Here is a 20,344-nt window from a genome sequence, read left to right on the forward strand (position 1 = left end):
AGCCATGAAAAGGAGAATAGATATGAAATTAAATGCAAATAATGAACAAGAGACTCGCGCAATAGCTGCTAAATTAGCTGAGTATTTAACTGCTGGAGATGTTATTCTATTGGAAGGTAATTTGGGTGCAGGGAAAACAACATTTACTAAAGGACTTGCCGAAGGTTTAGGAATTAAGCGAGTGATTAAAAGTCCCACGTACACAATTATTCGTGAATATACAGAAGGTCGTTTACCTTTGTATCATATGGATGTCTATCGTTTAGAAGAAACTGGTGGTACTGAGTTAGGTTTGGAAGAATATTTTCAAGGTGATGGGGTTTCAATTGTCGAATGGGCCACTTTTATTCCAGAGGATTTACCCAAAGATTATTTAAAAATTAATTTAATTCCAACAGGTGCAAATTTAGAGCAAAGGGAACTAATTTTTACGGCTACAGGAACTCATTATAGCCAGATGTTAGCAGAACTTGAAAAAGTTTTTTAAGAAGGGGGATTCGATATGACGCAAGAAAAAATAGATATTGTCCTTCGTGAAGCGTTACCTGAAGATGCAGGAGAGATTATTCGTTTCCTAGAGTCAGCAGCAGTAGAAACAGGCTTTTTATCAATGGGAGCGGAAGGCTTGAATATTAGTTCAGCAGAAGAAGCGATTAATTTAGAGCGAATCTTAGAATCTGAAAATAATATTTTATTGGTCGCACTATTAGGTGATAAAGTGATTGCTACAGGATCAATATCAGCAAGTAATAAACCGAAATTACGCCATATTGGTGAAATTGGAGTAGCAGTTGCTAAAGACTACTGGGGATTTGGATTAGGAACGAATTTAGTGGATGAGCTAATTTATTGGAGCCAAGAGACAGGGATTATTCGTCGATTGGAATTAACGGTTCAAGCTCGCAATCAACGAGCTATTCACGTCTATCAGAAACTAGGCTTCAATGAAGAAGCTATTATGCCACGAGGTGTTTTTGAAGATGGTGAATATTTAGATGTCTGTCTTATGAGTAAAATGATTGATGGAATCGATTAAAAAAGGAAGAATAGCAGTTAAGTTTCTGCTGATTCTTCCTTTTTTGCTAACCAATAATGACATTTTCTTCTGGGTACTTTATTTTTGTATTTGCTTGATTTGTTCGTTTTATAATGGATAATAAGAAAGTAAACATGCCTATACGTCCTGTAAACATTAGAGCCATTATGATAATTTTGCCGATTGCTGTAAGTTGGGGTGTTAATCCTAAGGTGACTCCAACTGTACCAAAGGCTGAAAAGACTTCAAATACAATATACTCAATGCCAAAATCAGGTGGAATCGTTTCTGTGATACTTAGAGTAATGATAGCCGTAGTGATGACAGTCATTGTAATGAATAACAAGACAAAAGCTCGATTGATTAGTGTCGGATTAATCGAACGTCCTGAAAATTGAGTGCGCTCTTCACCTTTAAAAACAGAATAAGCATGCATCACTAGAATACCAAGAGTCGTTGTTTTGATTCCGCCAGCTGTTGATCCGGATGATCCTCCTATATACATTAAAAAACAGCTTAATAAAATACTCGCTTGTGATAAACCTGAAAAAGAAACACTATTAAATCCAGCTGTACGAGGCGTAACGGTTAGGAAAAAAGTATTCATTAACCGCTCGCCAAATGTTAAATCTTTTAAGTGCGATAAGTTTTGTTCAGTTAGTAAAAAGAATAAAAAACCACCAATTAATAAAATAAAAGTGACTCTTAAGGTTAGCTTAGAGTGAAAAGAAAGACGCTTATTTTTTCGATACGTCAATAAATCACGCCAGACAATAAATCCAAGTCCGCCAGCAATAATCAAGAAACTTAAAACGCCAAGTACCAAAGGATTTTTTTGGAAAGACTCTAAGCTATTTCCGAATAAATCAAATCCAGCATTACAAAAAGCGGAAACGGAATGAAAGAGGCTGAAAAAAGCTCCTTTAGCTAAACCGTAACGAGGAATAAAATCAATACTTAAAAGGCAAGCAGCCAATAATTGCAGACCAACTGAAAATTTTAGAATATAGATAATAAAATTAACGCCTCCGGAAAGTTGGTTCGTATTTAAGGCTTCTTTCATAATAATTCGGGTACGGAAATTAATTTTTTTACGTGATGCAAGGAGAATAATAATCGTAAAAGACATAAACCCTAATCCACCAATTTCAATTAAGAGCATAATAATTAATTTACCCGCTAAACTCCAATGTACCGCTGTATTTAAAGTGGTTAAGCCGGTTACACAAACAGCAGAAGTGGCTGTGAAAAAAGCATCTAACAGATTCGTTGCTTGATTTGATTGTGAAGCAAAGGGCAACGAAAGTAGGATACCACCAATAAAAATAGTACTTAGGAACCCTAGTGCCAAAAATTGAGAAGGTAACAGTTGCCAACGAGGCCTCTTTAAACGACGTTTTTTATGAATGGGACTGACCTTGTATTAGAAGTATAAATTATGTTCTAATACATTTTCCTTTCTGACTTTAAATGTTGAAGTCGAATTTAACATCATTAGACATGTTTGACTAATTTTTTTAAAGGATCTGTACCAAATTGATCTTCTAAGTGCAGTAAAATATTAGCACATGCATTGCTGTCGTCTAAAGCATGATGATGATTTTCTAAATTAATTCCTAGGTAATCACATACCGTATTTAGTTTATGATTAGGCAATTGCGTCAAAAGCCGTTTACTTGATTGAACGGTACAGAGTGTTTGGAAATGAGGACGCTCAATTCCATAGTAATCCAAGCAAGCATTTAAAACACCTTGATCAAAGGGTAAATTATGCGCAACAATTAAGCGATTCTCAATGAAAAAAGGCTGCATATTTGCCCAGATTTCTGGGAATTTAGGTGCATCTTGTACATCGGCTTCATGGATGCCATGAATTTGAATATTTCGCCAGAAAAAAGGTGTTTCAGGTTTAATTAGTGTGTAATAATTGTCAACAATTCGACTGTTGCGCACGACTGTCATAGCAACAGAACACGCGCTATGTCGTTCATGATTGGCTGTTTCAAAATCCAGTGCAACAAAATTCATTTTCTTCACCTCGAACAATAGTTTATCTGTTTAGTATAAACTTTTTTTGGTTGAATTGCTAGGTACGATAGGAGGGCTAATTTTATTTATCGGTAGTACTGATAAACGTGCTAAAAAATGGTAAACTATACAAATAGTAAGTGAAAAGAGGGAGATAAAAATGGAGGAAACGCAATTTGATTATTCAGTGAATGCCGGTTGTCCTGTAACTTATACATTAGAAATTATTGGTGGTAAGTGGAAAAGTGTGATTTTATACCATTTAACTTCAGGAACAAAACGATTTAATGAAATCCATCGCTTAGTTCCTAGAATTACTACTAGAATCTTGACGTTACAATTAAGAGAGCTAGAAAGGGATGGAGTCATCAAACGAAAAGTCTATCCAGAAGTACCACCTAAAGTTGAATACACATTATCTGAATTTGGTACAACTCTGAATCCAATTGTATTTGCGCTGAAAAAGTGGGGCGATGAAAATCAACCTGAAAATTATTACTGTTAGTAGGTAACAAAAATGTTCCTATTGAACAAAAATGTGCCTACTTGTTTTTTGTAAGTGATGTAGTAAGATAAATGAGTAAAGAAAATATCGACTACTACTTACAAAGGAGACGAGTAAATGAATACAACAGACAAACAACAGGAATTACTGACTATTATGGATTCGCGCCGGGCAATAAAGTCATTTGATCCAACAAAAAAGATTTCGGATGAAGATTTTGAGTTTATTTTAGAGGTTGGAAGACGCTCGCCAAGTTCAGTTGGATATGAGCCATGGCGTTTTCTAGTACTGCAAAATGAGGAGATTAGAGAACAGATTAGGGAAGTTAGCTTTGGTGCTAAAGGACAATTGCCAACAGCTAGTCATTTTGTCATTATTTTAGCTAGGAAAGATGCACGCTATGATTCGGACTATATTGATCATTTGCTTAAAAATGTGAAAAAAATATCACCAGATATTGTAGAGCAAATGAAAGGTGCCTATAAGAGTTTTCAAGAAGTGGATATGAAAATTTTAGATGATGAACGTAACTTATTTGATTGGGCGAGTAAACAGACCTATTTAGCTTTAGCAAATATGATGACTATGGCTCAACAAATTGGCATTGATTCATGTCCGATTGAAGGCTTTAACTATGAAGCTGTGACAAAGATTTTAGTTGAGAATAAGTTAGTAGACCCAGAAGTATTTGGCGTTTCAGTAATGGCTGCATTTGGTTATAAAGAAAATGATCCGGAGTTTAAATCCGTTCGGCAACCACTAACTGATATTGTTCAATGGATAAACTAAATTTTAAGGCGCCCACTTTTGTTAGTGGGTGTACATAAAGGAATCTGATAAAAAAACAACAATTATATGGCTCTTTTCCTGATTAAACAGAGGAATTAAATTTAAAAAATGAAAACGCTTGACATGTAATGCATTACATAAAGTATAGTTAATTTGTAGAAAAGAAAACGCTTAATAGGAGGAAATTTTATATGTCGAGAAATGCATTAAAGATTGTAACTATTGGTGGCGGTTCAAGTTATACGCCAGAATTAATTGAGGGCTACATCAAACGTAAAGATGAGCTACCTATTAAAGAGATTTGGCTAGTAGATATTGAAGCAGGTAAAGAAAAATTAGCCGTTGTTGGTGAAATGGCAAAACGGATGGTCAAGGCAGCTGGTTTACCTTGGGAAGTTCATTTGACATTAGATCGTCGCGCAGCATTGAAAGATGCCGACTATGTATCAACTCAATTCCGTGTTGGATTATTAGATGCTCGGATTAAAGATGAACGTATTCCTTTATCACATGGGATTTTAGGGCAAGAAACAAATGGTGCAGGTGGAATGTTTAAAGCATTCCGTACGATTCCAGTTATTTTAGATATTATTAACGACATGAAAGAATTATGTCCAGATGCTTGGTTAGTCAACTTTACAAACCCTGCAGGAATGGTGACAGAGGCAGCGATTAAACATGGTGGTTGGAAGAAAACAGCTGGTTTATGTAATGTTCCAATTGGACATCGTAAACAAGCTGCTGAAAAACTAGGCTTACCAGAAGAAGAGTTATTCTTCAAATTTGCTGGGATTAATCATTTCCATTGGCATCGTGTTTGGGATAAAGAAGGAAAAGAACGTACGGCTGAGCTGATTGATTTAATTTATGGACCAGAAAGCAATACTGAAAGTCACTTGAAAAATATTCATAATGTACCATTCCCTTATGAGCAAATTAAAGATTTAGGCTTATTGCCATGTGGATATCATCGTTATTACTATATTGAAGATGAAATGTTGGCTCATTCTGTTGAAGAATTTAAAAATGGAGAAACAAGAGCACAAGTTGTAAAAGAAACGGAAGCTCGTTTATTTGAACTTTATAAAGATCCTAACCTAGACTATAAACCAAAAGAATTAGAGCAACGTGGTGGAACTCACTATAGTGATGCTGCTTGTGAACTGATTGCGTCAATTCAAAATGATAAACGCACAGATATGGTTGTTTCAACTGAAAATAATGGAACAATTACAGATTTACCATATGATTGTATCGTTGAAGTTTCTGGACCGGTAACTGGACATGGACCAGAGCCTTACAATTGGGGTTCATTCCCACCAGCAGCTCGTGGAATTATTCAAGTAATGAAAGGAATGGAAGAAACAGTTATTCGTGCAGCTATTGATGGCGATTACGGTGCTGCTTTACATGCCTTCACTATTAATCCATTAGTGCCAGGTGGAACAATGGCTAGAACTTTATTAGACGAATTATTAGTTGCTCATAAAGAGCATTTACCACAATTCGCTGATAAGATTAAAGATATTGAAGAAAATCAACCAGAAACAGTTGCGTATGTAACTGAGTTGATGAAAAGTAATTAATATATAAATTAAAGTAATGCTGAATAATTAAAGAGAATTGATTGAGGACCTGTCCTTGATCAATTCTCTTTTTCTATACAAGCTAAAGGAGATAGTGCTAGAATAGTAAGAATAAAACAGCCTGCCCACTTTTTACACGATTATATCCTGTAAAAGAAAGTGTTTTCTTGGAAGCGTTTTAATATTACTATATAGCTACAGAGAGGAAAGTGAATCGAAATGGTATTGGAAAGACGTGAAAAAGAGATTGTCACAATCTTGCTAGCTAGCGAGTTAACCACAATTTCAAAAATTGCTGAAACCATGCATTTATCGAGTAAGACAATTTCACAATCTTTAAAGATTATTGATAACTATTTTGCAGGAAGTGGCGTGTCCTTAATTCGCAAGCCTAAAGTTGGGATTTCATTAGTTGGAGATCGAGATCAGCTGAATCAATTAATGCAATTGACTAATCAACAGGCAATTCCAACGACAAAAGAGGAACGAGTTCAATATCTTTGTTTTAAAATTATTGAACAAACGAGTTACTTTACTCGACAGGAATTACAAGATTCTTTATTTATTGGTAAAACAACTCTTGAAAAAGATATGAATAAGGTGAATGAAATCTTTGCTTTATTTGATGTCACAATTGAATGGATTCCTGGTAAAGGTTCTTTTCTAAATCTTATGGAGCATGAAAAAAGAAAGTTAGCAGTCGATTTGATTTATTATTTCTGGAGTCAAAATTGGCAAGTTGTTAAAACTGAGGAATCTTTTACTCATACAATTGAAGGTGTTCCAGATTTTGCTAAAGGTTTTGTCAATTTGCAGATGCTGAAAGAAATTGATGAGTTGTTACAAGACTATTTTTCTAAATCTCAACCAGAAATGAGTGACATGAGCTACCATTCTTTGTTACTTCATCTCTTAGTTGCCATTGAACGTATCAAAAATGGTCAGCTTTTAATGGATGAAGCACTAGAAAATCAATTTCCTTCTAACTCTGAGTTAGCTAAATTTATTAAAGTATTAGAAAATCATTTTGAGATTCAGTTACCGGTTTCTGAGATTATATTTATTAATAGCCATTTAAATATGAATAAATTGACTGCTTCTGAATTGATTTATGAAAGCCCTAACGATAATTTTGTCAGAGAGATTATCAAAGACACTATCGTAAATTATGATGAGGCTTCATTGGTGGGGTTAGTCACCCATATTAAATCAGTCATTGAACGGATTCGTAAAGATTTACCTATTGTCAATCCTTTTATAGCAGATGTTAAGCAGAGTTTTCCCATTTCTTTTGAGGAAGCAATTCAGTTGAAGCAAAAACTAGAAAAAACATTTGAATTGACCATTCCTGAAGATGAAACAGCCTATTTAGCGGTCCATATACAAGCATTTAAAGAACGTAAGAAAGAAGAAAATATAGATAAAATAAAAGTCTTATTAGTTTGTAGTAGTGGCAAAGGGACATCACAATTGTTAGCTGCAAGAATTAGAAGGAAATTCCCTAAGCTAGAGATTTCAAGGATTCTTTCGATTCAGGAACTAGCTCGAACCAAAATTACCGAAGATTTAATTTTATCAACAGTTAATTTAGAAATTGAAAATCATACGATTTTATATGTTTCCCCAGTATTAAGTCAAATTGATCAGAATAAAATCAATAAATTTATCGATGAAAAAAAGGAAGTCGCAAAAGGTACTAAAACTTTTGCTCGCTTGATTCATCAAGATTTAGTTTTTCTTGATCAACCATTAGCTAATTTTGAAGCAGTTATTCATTTTATAGGGAAACAATTAGTTAGAAAAGGATACGTTAAAAAGGGAATTATCCAATCGGCCATTGATCGGGAAAGTCTGTCATTTACTTCTTTTGGCAAATTTGCAACCCCTCACGGAGCACCTGAACTAGTCTTAAAATCAGCGATAGCCTTTTTAAGACTAAAAAAAGAAATCAAATGGGGAGATGCGAAAGTTAAATATATTTTCTTTATTTGTATCAAAGATGAAAGCTCCCATGATTTAGAAGCGATTTATGATCATTTACTAGAAATTATTGATAGTGGCGACAAAAGTTTTTTAGCTAAAGGCAATCAAGAACAATTATTAAGTTATTTGAAAGAGGGAAAATAAATGAGCGTAGAAGATGTATTAGATATCAAACAAGTAGTGATTGATTTAGAGGCTTCAAGTCAGGCAGAAGTTATTGAACGATTAGCAAATGAATTAGATAAAAAGGGGGTTCTTAGCAATAAAGAGGCTTATATCCAGTCGGTTTTGGAACGTGAAGAACATTCGACTACTGGAGTTGGAAATGGAGTTGCAATTCCTCATGGAAAAAGCGACACAGTAACTGAGGCAGCAATTGCTTTTGCAAAATTAAATACACCAGTGGAATGGCAGTCACTAGATGATCAGCCAGTAGTCATTGTGATTATGCTAGCGATCCCTAATTCAGAAAAAGGCGAAACCCATTTACGTTTATTGTCAGAAATTGCAATGAAATTAATGGATGATGAATTTATAGTAGCTTTAAAAGAAGAAACTGATCCAGCAAACATTATCAAGATCTTAAAATAAGAGGAGGAAATCAACATGAAAAGAAAAATTATTGCCGTAACAGCTTGTGCAACAGGAGTAGCTCATACTTATATGGCAGCCCAGGCCTTAAAAAAAGGGGCAAAAGGATTAGGAGATATGATTAAAGTTGAAACACAAGGCGCAACAGGTATTGAGAATGAATTGACTGAAAAAGATGTTCAAATTGGAGAAGTTGTCATTTTTGCAGTCGACACTAAAGTTCGAAATGAAGAACGTTTTGCAGGGAAGAAGATATTAAGAGTTCCGGTTGCAGCACCAATTAAGGATGCAGAGAAGATTATTAAAGAAGCATTAGCCTTAGTAGATATAGATAGTTAATAGGGGGAAAAAAGATGAGAAAAGTTGGAAATAGCATTAAAAATCATGTATTAACAGGTATCTCTTATATGATACCACTTGTAATTGCCGGAGCCGTAATTATGGCGATTTCACGTGTGGGAGGATCGATTTATGGTATTACAGATATATGGGATAGCGGGTATGCAACAAGTTCAAGTAGTATTGTTCGTTTACTTCATAGCCTTGATGGTTTTGGTGGAATTGCTTTAGGCTTAATGTTCCCAGTAATTGCCGCTTTTATTGCCTATTCGGTGGTAGATAAATTAGGAATTGCACCTGGTTTAGTTGGTGGAATGTTAGTTAAAGAATTGAATGCGGGTTTTCTTGGAGCAATTGCTGCTGGACTGATTGCAGGATATGTTTGTCTTTTAATTCGCAATCATGTCAAATTACCAAAGTCAATGGCTTCAGTAGTTCCAGTTTTTCTTATTCCTGTTTTAGGTACTTTGGTGACTGTACTAATGATTAATTATGTGATTGGCGTTCCATTTGCGGCTTTAAATATAGGGCTTGAAAATTGGTTAAATAGTTTAAGTGGCGGAAACCAAATTTTAATGGCAGCAGTTGTTGGGGCAATGGTTGGTTTTGATTTAGGTGGCCCAGTTAATAAAGCTGCTGTAACAACAGCGATGGCGCTATTAACTAGTGGTGTCTATGCACCAAATACAGCAGCACAAGTTGCAATTATTATTCCACCAATTGGGTTAGGATTAGCAACTGTGATTGGAAAGCATAAATACAATACTGAGTTAAAAGAAGCTGGAAAGTCATCAATTATTATGGGATTAGTTGGGATCAGTGAAGGTGCAATTCCATTCGCAGTAGAAAGCCCTTTAAAAGTTATTCCTTCAACTGTGATTGGTTCAGCAATCGGCTCAGCTATGGCAGTTGGTCTTGGTGCAGTTAATCAAGCTCCAATTAGTGGTTTTTATGGTTGGTTTACGGTAGAAAAATGGCCGATTTATATTCTGTCTATTGCAGTAGGTTCATTATTTGTAGCGATATCTAGTGTTCTTTTAAGAAATAAAGATGCAGGCATTGAAGAAGTATCTATGAGTTTAGATGAAGAATTTGATGAAGATGCATGGGAAGAAGAGTGGCAAAGTTAATGACAAATGTACACATTGTAAATCACACACATTGGGATCGGGAATGGTATTTTACATCAATGGATGCCTTGGTTTTAAGTGATCAATTATTCAGTGATGTATTGACTGAGTTATCCTGCAATCCGGAAGCTAGTTTTGTTTTAGATGGCCAGCTTTCAATTTTAGATGATTATTTGGACTTGTATCCAGAAAAATTACCTGAAATTAAAGCTTTGATTGAAGCACAACAATTATTTATCGGTCCATGGTTTACGCAATCTGATGCCTTCTTTACTTCGGGAGAATCAGTTTTACGGAATGCGATGATTGGAATTTTTGAAAGTAAGAAGTATGGCGATTTTATGCCAATTGGTTATCTACCGGATACATTTGGATTCAATGCTCAAATACCGGTTATTTTAAATGAAGCTGGCTTAGAAAATATTATTTTGTGGCGTGGAGTTAGTTTAGGTAAACATGTCAATTCTCCTTATTTCAAATGGGAGAGTTTAGGCGGAGGAAATCAGGTCTATGCTTTAAACTTTCCTCAAGGATATGGAACAGGAATGCTGCTTGAACCAACACTGGAATATGTTGAAGGTAGATTGGATAAGGCAGTTGATTTTATTAAGCAATTTACAGATTCTAAAGAAATTATGATTCCTTCTGGTAATGATCAATTAGGTATCATCTCAGACTTTAACAATAAAGTTGCAGAGATTAATCAGTTAGGTAAGTATGACTATCAAGTCAGTACGTATCAGAACTTTTTAGGTTTGATGAAAGAAATGGATTTGGAAACGTATCGTGGTGAATTTAGAGAACCAGTCTTGGCACGTGTGCATAAGACTATCGGTTCTGTTCGGATGGATTTGAAGCAAGAAATTTTTCATTTGGAGCACAAATTAATTCGCAGAACTGAGCCATTACTAGTCATTGCCCAGCAACTAGGGATTGATTTAAGTAATCGTTTGTTGTTAAAGACTTGGAAAAAATTGTTAGAATGTCAGGCTCATGATAGTTTAGCAGGTTGTGTATCAGATGCAGTTGCTGAGGATATCGCTCATCGCTTAAAAGAAGCCAATGAAATTTGTGATAGCTTAGAAAATATTGTTTTGAAAAGAATTTCTGAGTCCTTAGCACTTTCGGAAAATGAATTTTTAATGTTGAATACTTCACCTGTTGCTTTTTCTGGTGAGAAAGTGGTTAAACTTCTTTCAAGAACTAAAGACATTGAAATTCCTAATTGCGCTGTAGTTATTTTAGAGGCTGAATATATTGAAAGCCGAGAAAATATTATGGAGGAAACACCGGCTGGGAATCGCTTTATCACTGAGGCTGGTTATTATATTTTAACTTTACGGGTGACCTGTGATTTGCCAGGGCTGGGGTATAAAGTTTTTGCTTTTGAAAATAGCCAGCAAAAAACAGATACTTTTCAGGCTGTTTCTGGAACTGAAATTGTTGAAGGAAATTATAAACTTACATTTGAGAACAATCAGTTGGTGTACCAAGATCCACAACGGAGCATTACAAATTTTATTGCTTTGATTGATGATGGAAATGCTGGAGACACGTATGACTTTTCTCCGCTTCTTGATGATAAAGCCATCGAATTAGTCTTTTCTGAGTGTAAATGTGAAGAGTCTAAACTGTCTAGCCGGATGATACTAACGGGAAAATTAAACTTACCTTATGATTTACAGGAAAGAATGAATCAAGCTAAAACGACTAATTTTGCGTATCAATTAAGCTTAGAATTAAATGCTACAGGTGAAATTAAAGGTACTATTCAATTTGAAAATACCATTCTAAATCATCGCATCCGCTTAAAAGTGGCTTTAAATCAAACCATTAATCGAGCACTTTCTGGCGTTCCATATGGTTTTATTAGGAAAGAAAATCAGATAGTCGTTGATTGGGAAAAGCATTTTTCTGAAATGCCAGTCAATATTGAACCTTTTGAAAAAACCATTAGTGTCTTTACCCAAGAGGACTCTTGTTCAGTTTTTACTCATGATAGTAAAGAATACGAATATCAGGACTCAGAGTTGTTGTTAACTATATTAGCTACAACGGATACTTTAGGGAAGCCAGATTTGCTATATCGTCCAGGTAGAGCTTCAGGAGATACAACAAAAAAAGGTCATATTATGATGGCGACGCCACTTGCTCAATTGAAAGATAAGCAAGTCAAGAGTTCATTTGTTTTGAAATTTGATCAAAAAAAGATAAGCGAAAAAGAAATCGCTGATTGGCGCTATCAATTGGAGCAGACATCAGTTAGTTATCAACGTCAAAATCTAAACTTTTTCATCTATCGCATTGATAATAAAATTCAAAAGCGAATTGAGCCTTTAGGATTGAAAGAGCGAGAATTTAGTGTACTTTCATTCTCTGAACATGCAGGTGTTTTAGTTAGTGGAATTCACAATTCTTATTATGGAAATGGATTTGTCATTCGTTTTGAAAATCCAACAGCTACTGAAATTGAATTAAATTTGGTAAGTCTTTTCCCAAATAGGCAAGTTGAACGTGTCAATGCAGTCGAAATGATTCAAGACTTCTCAGGAAAAGTGCCAGCTTATGGCGTAGCGAGTTTTTTAGTCAAAATCAAATAGTTTTAACTGGCTAGATCAACTTAGATCTAGCCTTTCATTTGTCTAGTATAGGAGAGAAGTGTATATGATAGGAAAAATTACCAATAGAATTGGAATTCCAGCAAGTTTATTTTATGGTTATATAGGGTTGGTTTTTTTCATGATTGGTGCAGGTATTGAAACAAGTTGGTTTTCGGCTTTTTTGGTATCCTCGGGTTATGAGATTCAACTTGTTTCAGTGATTTTTAGTTTATATGGTCTATTTGTTGCTATATTTTCTTGGTTAACTAGTTTTTTTGTGAATATTTTTTCTGTTAGAAAAGTGATGATTGCAGGATTGATCATTTATCTGGTTAGTGCTGTCATTCTAATTGCAGGAATTTATTTTGAACTGCTTCCGGTGATTGCTGTAGCTTATACTTTAAGAGGGGCCTCCTATCCATTATTTGCTTATGCTTTTTTGATTTGGATTACTCTCAGATCAGAATTTAAAAATTTAGGGAAAGCGACTTCTTGGTTTTGGTTTAGCTTTAATTTAGGTCTGACAATCATTAGTCCATTGTTGGCTTCATTATTACTAAAATTTTCTAATTCAATAAATATTTTAGCCGTTGGAATGGTTATGGCTTTGCTTGGTAGTTTTTTATCATTAAAAGTGAACCGAGACCATTTACCAACATTTAACAATAATAAAAGTATATTATATGAAATGCAGGAGGGGATAATGATTCTTTTTGAGTATCCAAGACTGGCAATTGGCTTAGTTGTAAAAGCCATTAATAATATTGGTCAGTTTGGTTTTGTGATTATGATGCCTATTTTTTTAGTAAACCATGGTTATTCCTTGTCTCAATGGGGGATTATTTGGGCGACCACGTACGTAGTAAATTCATTTGCCGGAATCCTTTTTGGAAATTTAGGAGATTATTATGGGTGGCGGAAAATTGTGTGTTATTTTTCAGGAACATTGACAGCCTTGTCTTGCTTTTTAATTGGGAGTGTTGTTTTTTATTTTCCTGGTAATTTTTTCTTGTTGATGTTGGCTTTTATTGTATTCTCATTTGGGATTGCTGCATTTGGTCCATTGTCGGCTTTAATTCCAGCAATGGCCTTGGAAAAAAAGACAACTGCGCTATCGGTTTTAAATTTAGGTTCGGGACTCAGTAACTTTTTAGGCCCCGTTTTGGTGACAGTCCTCTTTCAAAAGTTTGATGGATTTTTCGTCTTAGCGGTTTTTGCCGTTTTATATTTATTAGCGAGTATTTTGGCCATATTTTTAAAAACACCAGAAGAATTAAAGAAAGTCTATTCTTTAAAAGAAGGTTAGTATAATGGTCTTCACTTTATTGAAATCTTGATTTAAAGGAACGACTTGTTAAATGAATTTGTAGCAGTAAAAAAACCAAGGAGTGGACTCTTTGGTTTTTTATTTTCTAGTATTTACATAAATTTAACTCAAAATCCATTTTAAATCCATTCTTTTTTGTTTAGGATTCAAAATGAAATCGACCTGTTAAAAAGCTGTAAATCCAATGTTTTTTCTGTAAATTTTAAAAAATAAACTAAAAAATATGGTTTACTAAGGGTGTAAGAAAACTGATTCAATGGAGGGGAAAAATGAAACAAGTTGAATTACAAAATATTTCCAAAACCTATCATTCACAAGCGAAAGTTTTAGACGAAATTGATGTTACGATTCAAGCAGGTGAATTTTTTGTATTAGTAGGACCATCTGGTTGTGGGAAAAGCACGATGTTAAGAATGATTGCTGGTTTGGAAGATATATCTGATGGAACATTAAAAATAGATGGTGAGGTAGTCAATCATTTGCCACCCAAAGAGCGGGATTTAGCCATGGTTTTCCAAAATTATGCCCTTTATCCACATTTAACTGTGGAACAAAATATACTTTTTGGGCTAGCGGCTAAAAAAGTAAAAAAAGAAGAACAACAAAAGCGTTTAGCAGAAGCAGTTGAAATGACTGGTTTAGGTTTGTTTTTGAAAAGAAAACCCAAAGAATTATCTGGCGGTCAAAGGCAGAGAGTTGCGTTAGCTAGAGCTATCGTGAGTCAAGCTAAGCTTTGTTTGATGGATGAACCCTTATCGAATTTAGATGCAAAACTACGTGGTCAAATGCGGATTGAGATTAAGCAATTGCAACGGAAATTAGGTATGACCATGATTTATGTGACACATGACCAAGTAGAAGCGATGACAATGGGTGATCGAATTATGGTTTTAAATGCTGGGAAGGTCCAACAAATCGGTGACCCTTTGACTTTATATAATGCGCCAGTTAATGAGTTTGTGGCTTCCTTTATTGGAACACCAAAGATGAATTTTTCAGTCGCTCATGTAACACAAGAAAATCAATTGTATGTAACTGAAGGACTATCAATTCCTTTACAAAAAGAACAGCTTGAACTCGTTGACTCTTTTAAAGAAGTTAAGGTAGGCATTAGACCAGAAGGAGTACAGCTCGCAACGTTGGATCAGGCAATGGGCTTGGTTAAAGTTTTAAATGTGGAACATTTAGGGGATGAAACCCAGGTCATTTTTGAAGTGAATGAGTCTTTATGGACCGCAAAATGGGCGGGTCAACATATGATTCAAGTTGGAGAAAGTCTTCCTATTAAGCTTAATCTAGCGGCATTGAAATTTTTCGACTCTGTAACGGGTGAGTTACTAACTACGAATTCAATGATAGAAGCAAATGGGAAAGGAGTTCGATAGTTATGGAAAGCCAAGAAATAGCTCCACTTTATTTTGAACAAGTGGAAAACTTTCAGCGCTATAAAAAAATAAAACGAATAAAAAATAGTTTGATTGGTTTTAGTTTTTTATTGCCCTCCATTTTACTGTTTGGAATATTTATTTTTTATCCTTTAATAAAAACGATTTACTTGAGTTTTTATTTAACGAATCCAGCAGGAGAAACAACACTTTTTGTCGGTATCGAAAATTATACACGTTTATTTCAATCGCCACTATTTTTACAAAGTTTGAAATCAACTGGTTTATTTGTCCTTTATACAGTCCCAGGAACTATTTTATTCGGTTTTATTTTAGCTATTTTAGCCAATGAGAAATTGAAAGGGATTGGGATTTTCCGGACTTTATTTTCATCAACGATGGGAATCTCGGTAGCTGCATCGTCTGTCTTTTGGATTTTTTTATTCAATCCAACAAATGGGTATTTGAATAAAATCGTACATTTATTTGGTGGAACAGATATCGGCTGGCTAACAGATCCTAAATGGGCCTTGATTTCTGTGGCGGTTTCGACGATTTGGATGAATTCTGGTTTTACATTTTTAATTATTTTAGGTGGGTTACAATCGATTGATACTCAGTTGTATGAGAGTGCCAATGTTGAAGGTGCTGGCTATTTCTATCAACTAAGACGCATTACAGTTCCGATGCTTTCTCCAACTTTATTCTTTATCTTTACAGTGTCAATTATTAATGCGTTTCAAACATTTGGACAAATTGATATGCTGACAAAAGGTGGGCCTAGTAATGAAACGAATCTATTAGTCTATTCAATTTATCGAGAAGCTTTTGTTAATTATCAATATGGATCAGGAAGTGCTCAAGCAGTTATTTTGTTTATTCTGATTTTGGTGATTACAGCTTGTCAGTTTAAGTTTAATGAAAGGAAGGTTCATTACCAGTGAATAAAACCTTTAGTACCAAAGCGATAGTATACCTATTTCTAATTATAGGGAGTCTGGTTGTTTTTACACCGATTATTTTAGCCTTTTTTTTAAGTTTTATGACAAGCCAAGATTATATGGCAGGAAAAATAATACCAACAGAATGGACTTTTGATAATTATAGTACCGCTTTTCAACGGTTGCCCTTAGTAGGTTATTTGCTGAATAGCCTGATTGTTTCCACTTTAATTGTGATTGGACAATTACTTTTTAGCAGTTTAGCAGCTTATGCGTTTGTTTTTATCGAATTTAAAGGGCGCGATGCTATTTTTTATTTATTTATTGCAACGATGATGATTCCTTTTGAAGCGTCAATTATTCCTAACTTTCAAACGATTAAAGCATGGGGATTAATCGATAGTTATTCAGGACTAGCATTGCCTTTTTTAGCAACTGCATTTGGGACTTTTTTATTACGTCAAACGTTTAAACAAATTCCAAAAGAATTACGGGAAGCTAGTGAAATTGTCGGTATCGGTCCATTTCGTTTTTATTGGCAAGTTGTTTTACCAGTAGCAAAAACGAGTTTAGTTACGCTAGCAATTTATGGTTTTCTAACCTCTTGGAATATGTATTTATGGCCATTGTTAGCTTCAACAAATGACTCTGTTCGAACAATTCAGATTGGCTTGAAACAATTACAGTCGCAAGAAACATTAAATGAATGGGGCGTTATTATGGCAGGAGCAATGATTGTTGCCATTCCAACTTTAATTTTACTTTTTATTAGTCAAAAACGGATACAACAAGGATTAGCTGAAGGCGCAGTTAAATAAAACTATTGGAGGAAATTATGAAATTCAAAAAGATGATGGCAGTTGCATTAATTGGTTTAGGAACAGCGAGTGTGTTGGCAGCATGTGATAGTGGAAAAGATACAACAACAGCTTCTGAGAAGGAATCTAGCGAAAAAACAACTGAGAAAACGACAGTCAACTTTTGGCATTCAATGTCTGGAGTGAATCAAGAAGCGCTAAATAAAATCGTGACAGGTTACAATAATTCACAATCTAAAGTTGAAGTTAAAGCGGAGTTCCAAGGAACATATGAAGAATCATTGCCAAAATTCCAAAGTGTTGGCGGAACAAAGGATGCACCAACAATTGTTCAAGTCCAAGAAATTGGTACAAAAATGATGATTGATAGTGGCTTCATTGAACCAATGCAAAAATTTATTGATGCTGATAATTATGATACTAGCGATTTGGAAGAGAACATTGCCAATTATTATAAGGTCGATGGAAAATTTTATTCGATGCCATTTAATTCTTCTACTCCAGTGATGTACTACAATAAAGAAGCATTTAAAAAGGCGGGTCTAGATCCTGAGAATCCTCCGCAAACCTTTGAAGAAATAGAAAAAGCTGGTTTAGCAATTAAAAAAAGTAATCCTGCTATGAAAGGTTTTGCTTTACAAGCTTATGGTTGGTTATATGAGGAGTTGTTGGCAAATCAAGGCAGTTTATTAATGAATAATGATAATGGTCGCAGTAAGACTCCGACAAAAGTAGCGTATGATAATGCTGCGGGACGCTCGATTTTCGAGTGGGCTGAGCAAATGATTAAAGATGAAACTTTTGCTAATTACGGAACAAATGCAGATAATATGGTGGCAGGATTTATTAACGGCGATGTTGCCATGTTTCTACAATCGTCAGCTTCTGCTGGTCAAGTGATTGATGGAGCGAAGTTTGAAGTCGGCGAAGCGTATCTTCCTTATCCCGAAAAAGCTGAGCGTGAGGGCGTTGTAATTGGTGGAGCGAGTTTATGGATGTCTAAAGGGAAAGAAACGGCTGAACAAGAAGCTGCATGGGATTTCTTGAAGTATTTAGCTACTCCAGAAGTGCAAGCAGAATGGCATGTTGCAACAGGATATTTTGCCATCAATTCAAAAGCATACGATGAAGCAATTGTAGCAGAAGCCTATAAAAAGAAACCACAGTTAAAAGTGGCGGTTGAACAATTACAAGCGACAAAAACATCTGCGGCAACACAAGGTGCATTGATGAATATGTTACCGGAAGAACGAAAAATTATGGAAACGGCTTTAGAGCAAGTTTACAATGGAGCTGAAATTGAACCAACATTTAAAGCAGCAGTAGAACAAGTCAATCAAGCCATTGAACAAGCTAATCGAGCAAATAAAAAATAATTAAACATCCCTGCTGCAATCTGAATCAGTGTTTGTAGTAGGGGTATCTTTTATCACGGCTAGTTTTTATGAGTTAGCCTCTCGGAAAAAAGATGAAATTTCGAGGTGACAAAAAAGCGTCACATCAAATTCCCCTATTTTTCATTCGAGCCTGAGCCAACTCAACAAACTTTTTATTTAGGCTAGTTTTTATGATCCAGCCCTTCGGAAAAAAGATAAATTCCCAAAAAAGTAAAGAGATACTTTTCTTGGAATTCCCTATTTTTCTGCAGGTCTAAACGGCTCAACAAACTTTTCATTAAGGAGATATAGATATGTCTAAAACAAAGATTTACGCTCATCGTGGTGCCTCAGGTGAGTATCCTGAGAATACGCTTTTGAGTTTTAGAAAGGCAATTGAGGCAGGTGTTGATGGAATTGAATGTGACATTCACTTAACCAAAGATGAAGAACTGGTTGTAATTCATGATGAAGAGGTGAAACGAACGTTTAAAGGGGAAGGGTTTGTTAATGACTATACACTAGATGAGTTACGAGCACTTACTTTAGCAGAGCGCTATCAACAGTTTCCGTTATACGATCGGAGTTGGGAACTAGAAAAAATTCCAACACTAGAAGAGGTCTTAAAGTTGCTGCAAGGAACTGAAATTGAATTGAATATTGAATTGAAAACGACAATGTTTCCCTATTTTGGTTTAGCTGAAAAGGCAGTCAAGCTAGTTAAAAAGTATCAGTATGAAGAACAAGTTGTGTATTCTTCTTTTCATTATCCTAGTTTAGCAGCAATCAAAGAAGTTGATACTAGTGCTAAAATAGCTTGGCTTGTAGCGCATCCAGTTCCTCGGATTTGGGAATATATTCCTGTGTTATCATTAGATGGTTTACACTTAAGTAAAGAAATTGGTTTAGGTTCTGACTATGCTCAGTTGAAAGGGGCGTGCCAAAATCTTCCTATTCGTTTATGGACTATTAATAGTAGCCAAGATATGAAGGCTAGTATTGGCCAAGATAGTACGGCACTGATGACTGATTTTCCTCGTAAGGCGTTGGAAATTCGAGCACTGTTTAGTTAAGATGAGGAAGCAACGGTTACTATATCCACTACTTTTCTTCATAATGTTGTGTGTAGCTATTGGCTGGACAAAAGAGCAACCAGAATCGAGAGAACCCAAGACTGCGCTTAGCATCATCTCTCACCGCGGGGCAAATGATCGACAACCAGAGCATTCAATATCGGCTTATCAACAAGCTATTCAGGATCAAGTAGACTATATTGAAATTGATCTGCGTATGACCAAGGATCGTCAATTGGTAGCTCTCCATGATGAGACTATCAATCGAACGACTAATGGTACAGGTAAAGTTGAAAATTTTACGTTAGCTGAATTGGAAAAATTGACTTTGGTTAGCACTCAAAAAGAACAAGAAAAAATCCCTACACTAGTAGAGATTTTAGAAAAATTTGGTAAAAGTACTCGCTATTACATTGAGCTACGTGAATCGACAAAAGGCCTAGATATGGTGGAACCCCTGATTCAATTATTAGAAAAAAATGATTTGGATGATGAAAATTTTGTGCTCTTACAATCCTTTTCTTCAGAAAGTCTGATACGTGCTAGGCAGTTAGCACCTAATCTATCTTTAACTTGGTTAATGAAAGCTGGAGACTTTGATTTGAACTCAGCTGTGAAGTCTGATTTTGCTACGATTGGCATTGAATCTCGTGAGGTGACTGATAATGTAGTTCGACAAATACATCGAGCGGGAAAACAAGTACATGTCTACTTTATAAATAAAAAAAGTGAAAAAGCTGAGCAAAAAAGACTTTTAAATAGTCAAGTCGATGGCTACTTTACTGATTTTAACCTATTCACGAAAAAATTAATCAATCTTGAATAAAGAAACACTGA

The 20,344-nt window shown here is 35.2% G+C and carries 19 protein-coding genes; 17 read left to right on the top strand and 2 right to left on the bottom strand.

From position 1 onward, the window contains the following. Window positions 1–22 precede the first annotated feature (22 nt). Window positions 23–487: a tRNA (adenosine(37)-N6)-threonylcarbamoyltransferase complex ATPase subunit type 1 TsaE gene (gene tsaE / locus BR77_RS13115; RefSeq protein WP_010052696.1), complete on the top strand. Its 465-nt coding sequence runs from the start codon at window positions 23–25 to the stop codon at window positions 485–487. Window positions 488–502: 15 nt separating this feature from the next. After that, window positions 503–1,036 carry a GNAT family N-acetyltransferase gene (locus BR77_RS13120; protein ID WP_015077556.1) on the top strand — a complete coding sequence of 178 codons (534 nt, stop codon included), beginning with the start codon at window positions 503–505 and terminating at the stop codon, window positions 1,034–1,036. Between the two features lie 46 nt (window positions 1,037–1,082). Here the strand turns inward: BR77_RS13120 and BR77_RS13125 are convergent, their stop codons facing one another. After that, entirely contained in the window at window positions 1,083–2,444 is a 1,362-nt protein-coding gene (locus BR77_RS13125; RefSeq protein WP_035065317.1) for a TrkH family potassium uptake protein, read from the bottom strand. 86 nt (window positions 2,445–2,530) lie between these two features. After that, window positions 2,531–3,064 (bottom strand): 3'-5' exonuclease, encoded by a 534-nt coding sequence (locus tag BR77_RS13130; protein ID WP_035065320.1) that lies wholly within the window; start codon window positions 3,062–3,064, stop codon window positions 2,531–2,533. A gap of 160 nt (window positions 3,065–3,224) precedes the next feature. Between BR77_RS13130 and BR77_RS13135 the strand changes: the two genes are divergently transcribed. From BR77_RS13135 to BR77_RS13205, 15 genes are all read left to right on the top strand, one after another. Continuing rightward, on the top strand, window positions 3,225–3,569 hold the full coding sequence (locus BR77_RS13135; RefSeq protein ID WP_010052702.1) for a winged helix-turn-helix transcriptional regulator: 345 nt from the start codon (window positions 3,225–3,227) through the stop codon (window positions 3,567–3,569). 117 nt (window positions 3,570–3,686) lie between these two features. Further along, entirely contained in the window at window positions 3,687–4,358 is a 672-nt protein-coding gene (locus tag BR77_RS13140) for an NAD(P)H-dependent oxidoreductase (protein ID WP_015077552.1), read from the top strand. A gap of 191 nt (window positions 4,359–4,549) precedes the next feature. Beyond that, window positions 4,550–5,944, top strand: a complete 1,395-nt coding sequence (locus BR77_RS13145) for a 6-phospho-beta-glucosidase (RefSeq protein WP_010052705.1) — start codon at window positions 4,550–4,552, stop codon at window positions 5,942–5,944. 219 nt (window positions 5,945–6,163) lie between these two features. Further along, window positions 6,164–8,071, top strand: coding sequence for a BglG family transcription antiterminator (locus BR77_RS13150; protein ID WP_015077551.1), 1,908 nt, complete (start codon window positions 6,164–6,166; stop codon window positions 8,069–8,071). Continuing rightward, window positions 8,072–8,518: a PTS sugar transporter subunit IIA gene (locus BR77_RS13155; protein WP_015077550.1), complete on the top strand. Its 447-nt coding sequence runs from the start codon at window positions 8,072–8,074 to the stop codon at window positions 8,516–8,518. It begins immediately after the preceding gene. Between the two features lie 15 nt (window positions 8,519–8,533). Further along, entirely contained in the window at window positions 8,534–8,857 is a 324-nt protein-coding gene (locus tag BR77_RS13160) for a PTS fructose transporter subunit IIB (RefSeq protein ID WP_010052709.1), read from the top strand. A gap of 14 nt (window positions 8,858–8,871) precedes the next feature. Continuing rightward, complete coding sequence (locus BR77_RS13165; protein WP_035065324.1) at window positions 8,872–9,987, top strand: PTS fructose transporter subunit IIC; 1,116 nt, start codon at window positions 8,872–8,874, stop codon at window positions 9,985–9,987. Then, window positions 9,987–12,587 (top strand): alpha-mannosidase, encoded by a 2,601-nt coding sequence (locus BR77_RS13170; RefSeq protein WP_015077548.1) that lies wholly within the window; start codon window positions 9,987–9,989, stop codon window positions 12,585–12,587. Before BR77_RS13165 ends, BR77_RS13170 begins: the two co-directional genes overlap by 1 nt. Before the next feature lie 64 nt (window positions 12,588–12,651). Beyond that, complete coding sequence (locus BR77_RS13175) at window positions 12,652–13,893, top strand: RbtT/DalT/CsbX family MFS transporter (RefSeq protein WP_015077547.1); 1,242 nt, start codon at window positions 12,652–12,654, stop codon at window positions 13,891–13,893. 290 nt (window positions 13,894–14,183) lie between these two features. Next, window positions 14,184–15,299, top strand: a complete 1,116-nt coding sequence (locus BR77_RS13180) for an ABC transporter ATP-binding protein (RefSeq protein WP_010052714.1) — start codon at window positions 14,184–14,186, stop codon at window positions 15,297–15,299. Between the two features lie 2 nt (window positions 15,300–15,301). After that, complete coding sequence (locus BR77_RS13185; protein WP_015077546.1) at window positions 15,302–16,243, top strand: carbohydrate ABC transporter permease; 942 nt, start codon at window positions 15,302–15,304, stop codon at window positions 16,241–16,243. Further along, window positions 16,240–17,058: a carbohydrate ABC transporter permease gene (locus tag BR77_RS13190; RefSeq protein ID WP_010052719.1), complete on the top strand. Its 819-nt coding sequence runs from the start codon at window positions 16,240–16,242 to the stop codon at window positions 17,056–17,058. Before BR77_RS13185 ends, BR77_RS13190 begins: the two co-directional genes overlap by 4 nt. A gap of 17 nt (window positions 17,059–17,075) precedes the next feature. After that, window positions 17,076–18,434 carry an ABC transporter substrate-binding protein gene (locus tag BR77_RS13195; RefSeq protein WP_015077545.1) on the top strand — a complete coding sequence of 453 codons (1,359 nt, stop codon included), beginning with the start codon at window positions 17,076–17,078 and terminating at the stop codon, window positions 18,432–18,434. Between the two features lie 314 nt (window positions 18,435–18,748). Beyond that, on the top strand, window positions 18,749–19,507 hold the full coding sequence (locus BR77_RS13200; protein WP_015077544.1) for a glycerophosphodiester phosphodiesterase: 759 nt from the start codon (window positions 18,749–18,751) through the stop codon (window positions 19,505–19,507). A 43-nt stretch (window positions 19,508–19,550) separates the two neighbouring features. Next, window positions 19,551–20,333 carry a glycerophosphodiester phosphodiesterase gene (locus BR77_RS13205; RefSeq protein ID WP_015077543.1) on the top strand — a complete coding sequence of 261 codons (783 nt, stop codon included), beginning with the start codon at window positions 19,551–19,553 and terminating at the stop codon, window positions 20,331–20,333. The last annotated feature ends 11 nt before the right edge of the window (window positions 20,334–20,344 follow it).

This window comes from Carnobacterium maltaromaticum DSM 20342 (genome assembly GCF_000744945.1).
Classification (GTDB): domain Bacteria; phylum Bacillota; class Bacilli; order Lactobacillales; family Carnobacteriaceae; genus Carnobacterium; species Carnobacterium maltaromaticum.

Excerpts from the sequence above, each read along its gene's own strand:
- tsaE (WP_010052696.1), top strand. The coding sequence starts at position 23 with ATGAAATTAAATGCAAATAATGAACAAGAGACTCGCGCAATAGCTGCT.
- BR77_RS13120 (WP_015077556.1), top strand. The coding sequence starts at position 503 with ATGACGCAAGAAAAAATAGATATTGTCCTTCGTGAAGCGTTACCTGAA.
- BR77_RS13130 (WP_035065320.1), bottom strand. The coding sequence starts at position 3,064 with ATGAATTTTGTTGCACTGGATTTTGAAACAGCCAATCATGAACGACAT.
- BR77_RS13135 (WP_010052702.1), top strand. The coding sequence starts at position 3,225 with ATGGAGGAAACGCAATTTGATTATTCAGTGAATGCCGGTTGTCCTGTA.
- BR77_RS13140 (WP_015077552.1), top strand. The coding sequence starts at position 3,687 with ATGAATACAACAGACAAACAACAGGAATTACTGACTATTATGGATTCG.
- BR77_RS13145 (WP_010052705.1), top strand. The coding sequence starts at position 4,550 with ATGTCGAGAAATGCATTAAAGATTGTAACTATTGGTGGCGGTTCAAGT.
- BR77_RS13150 (WP_015077551.1), top strand. The coding sequence starts at position 6,164 with ATGGTATTGGAAAGACGTGAAAAAGAGATTGTCACAATCTTGCTAGCT.
- BR77_RS13155 (WP_015077550.1), top strand. The coding sequence starts at position 8,072 with ATGAGCGTAGAAGATGTATTAGATATCAAACAAGTAGTGATTGATTTA.
- BR77_RS13160 (WP_010052709.1), top strand. The coding sequence starts at position 8,534 with ATGAAAAGAAAAATTATTGCCGTAACAGCTTGTGCAACAGGAGTAGCT.
- BR77_RS13165 (WP_035065324.1), top strand. The coding sequence starts at position 8,872 with ATGAGAAAAGTTGGAAATAGCATTAAAAATCATGTATTAACAGGTATC.
- BR77_RS13170 (WP_015077548.1), top strand. The coding sequence starts at position 9,987 with ATGACAAATGTACACATTGTAAATCACACACATTGGGATCGGGAATGG.
- BR77_RS13175 (WP_015077547.1), top strand. The coding sequence starts at position 12,652 with ATGATAGGAAAAATTACCAATAGAATTGGAATTCCAGCAAGTTTATTT.
- BR77_RS13180 (WP_010052714.1), top strand. The coding sequence starts at position 14,184 with ATGAAACAAGTTGAATTACAAAATATTTCCAAAACCTATCATTCACAA.
- BR77_RS13185 (WP_015077546.1), top strand. The coding sequence starts at position 15,302 with ATGGAAAGCCAAGAAATAGCTCCACTTTATTTTGAACAAGTGGAAAAC.
- BR77_RS13195 (WP_015077545.1), top strand. The coding sequence starts at position 17,076 with ATGAAATTCAAAAAGATGATGGCAGTTGCATTAATTGGTTTAGGAACA.
- BR77_RS13200 (WP_015077544.1), top strand. The coding sequence starts at position 18,749 with ATGTCTAAAACAAAGATTTACGCTCATCGTGGTGCCTCAGGTGAGTAT.
- BR77_RS13205 (WP_015077543.1), top strand. The coding sequence starts at position 19,551 with ATGTTGTGTGTAGCTATTGGCTGGACAAAAGAGCAACCAGAATCGAGA.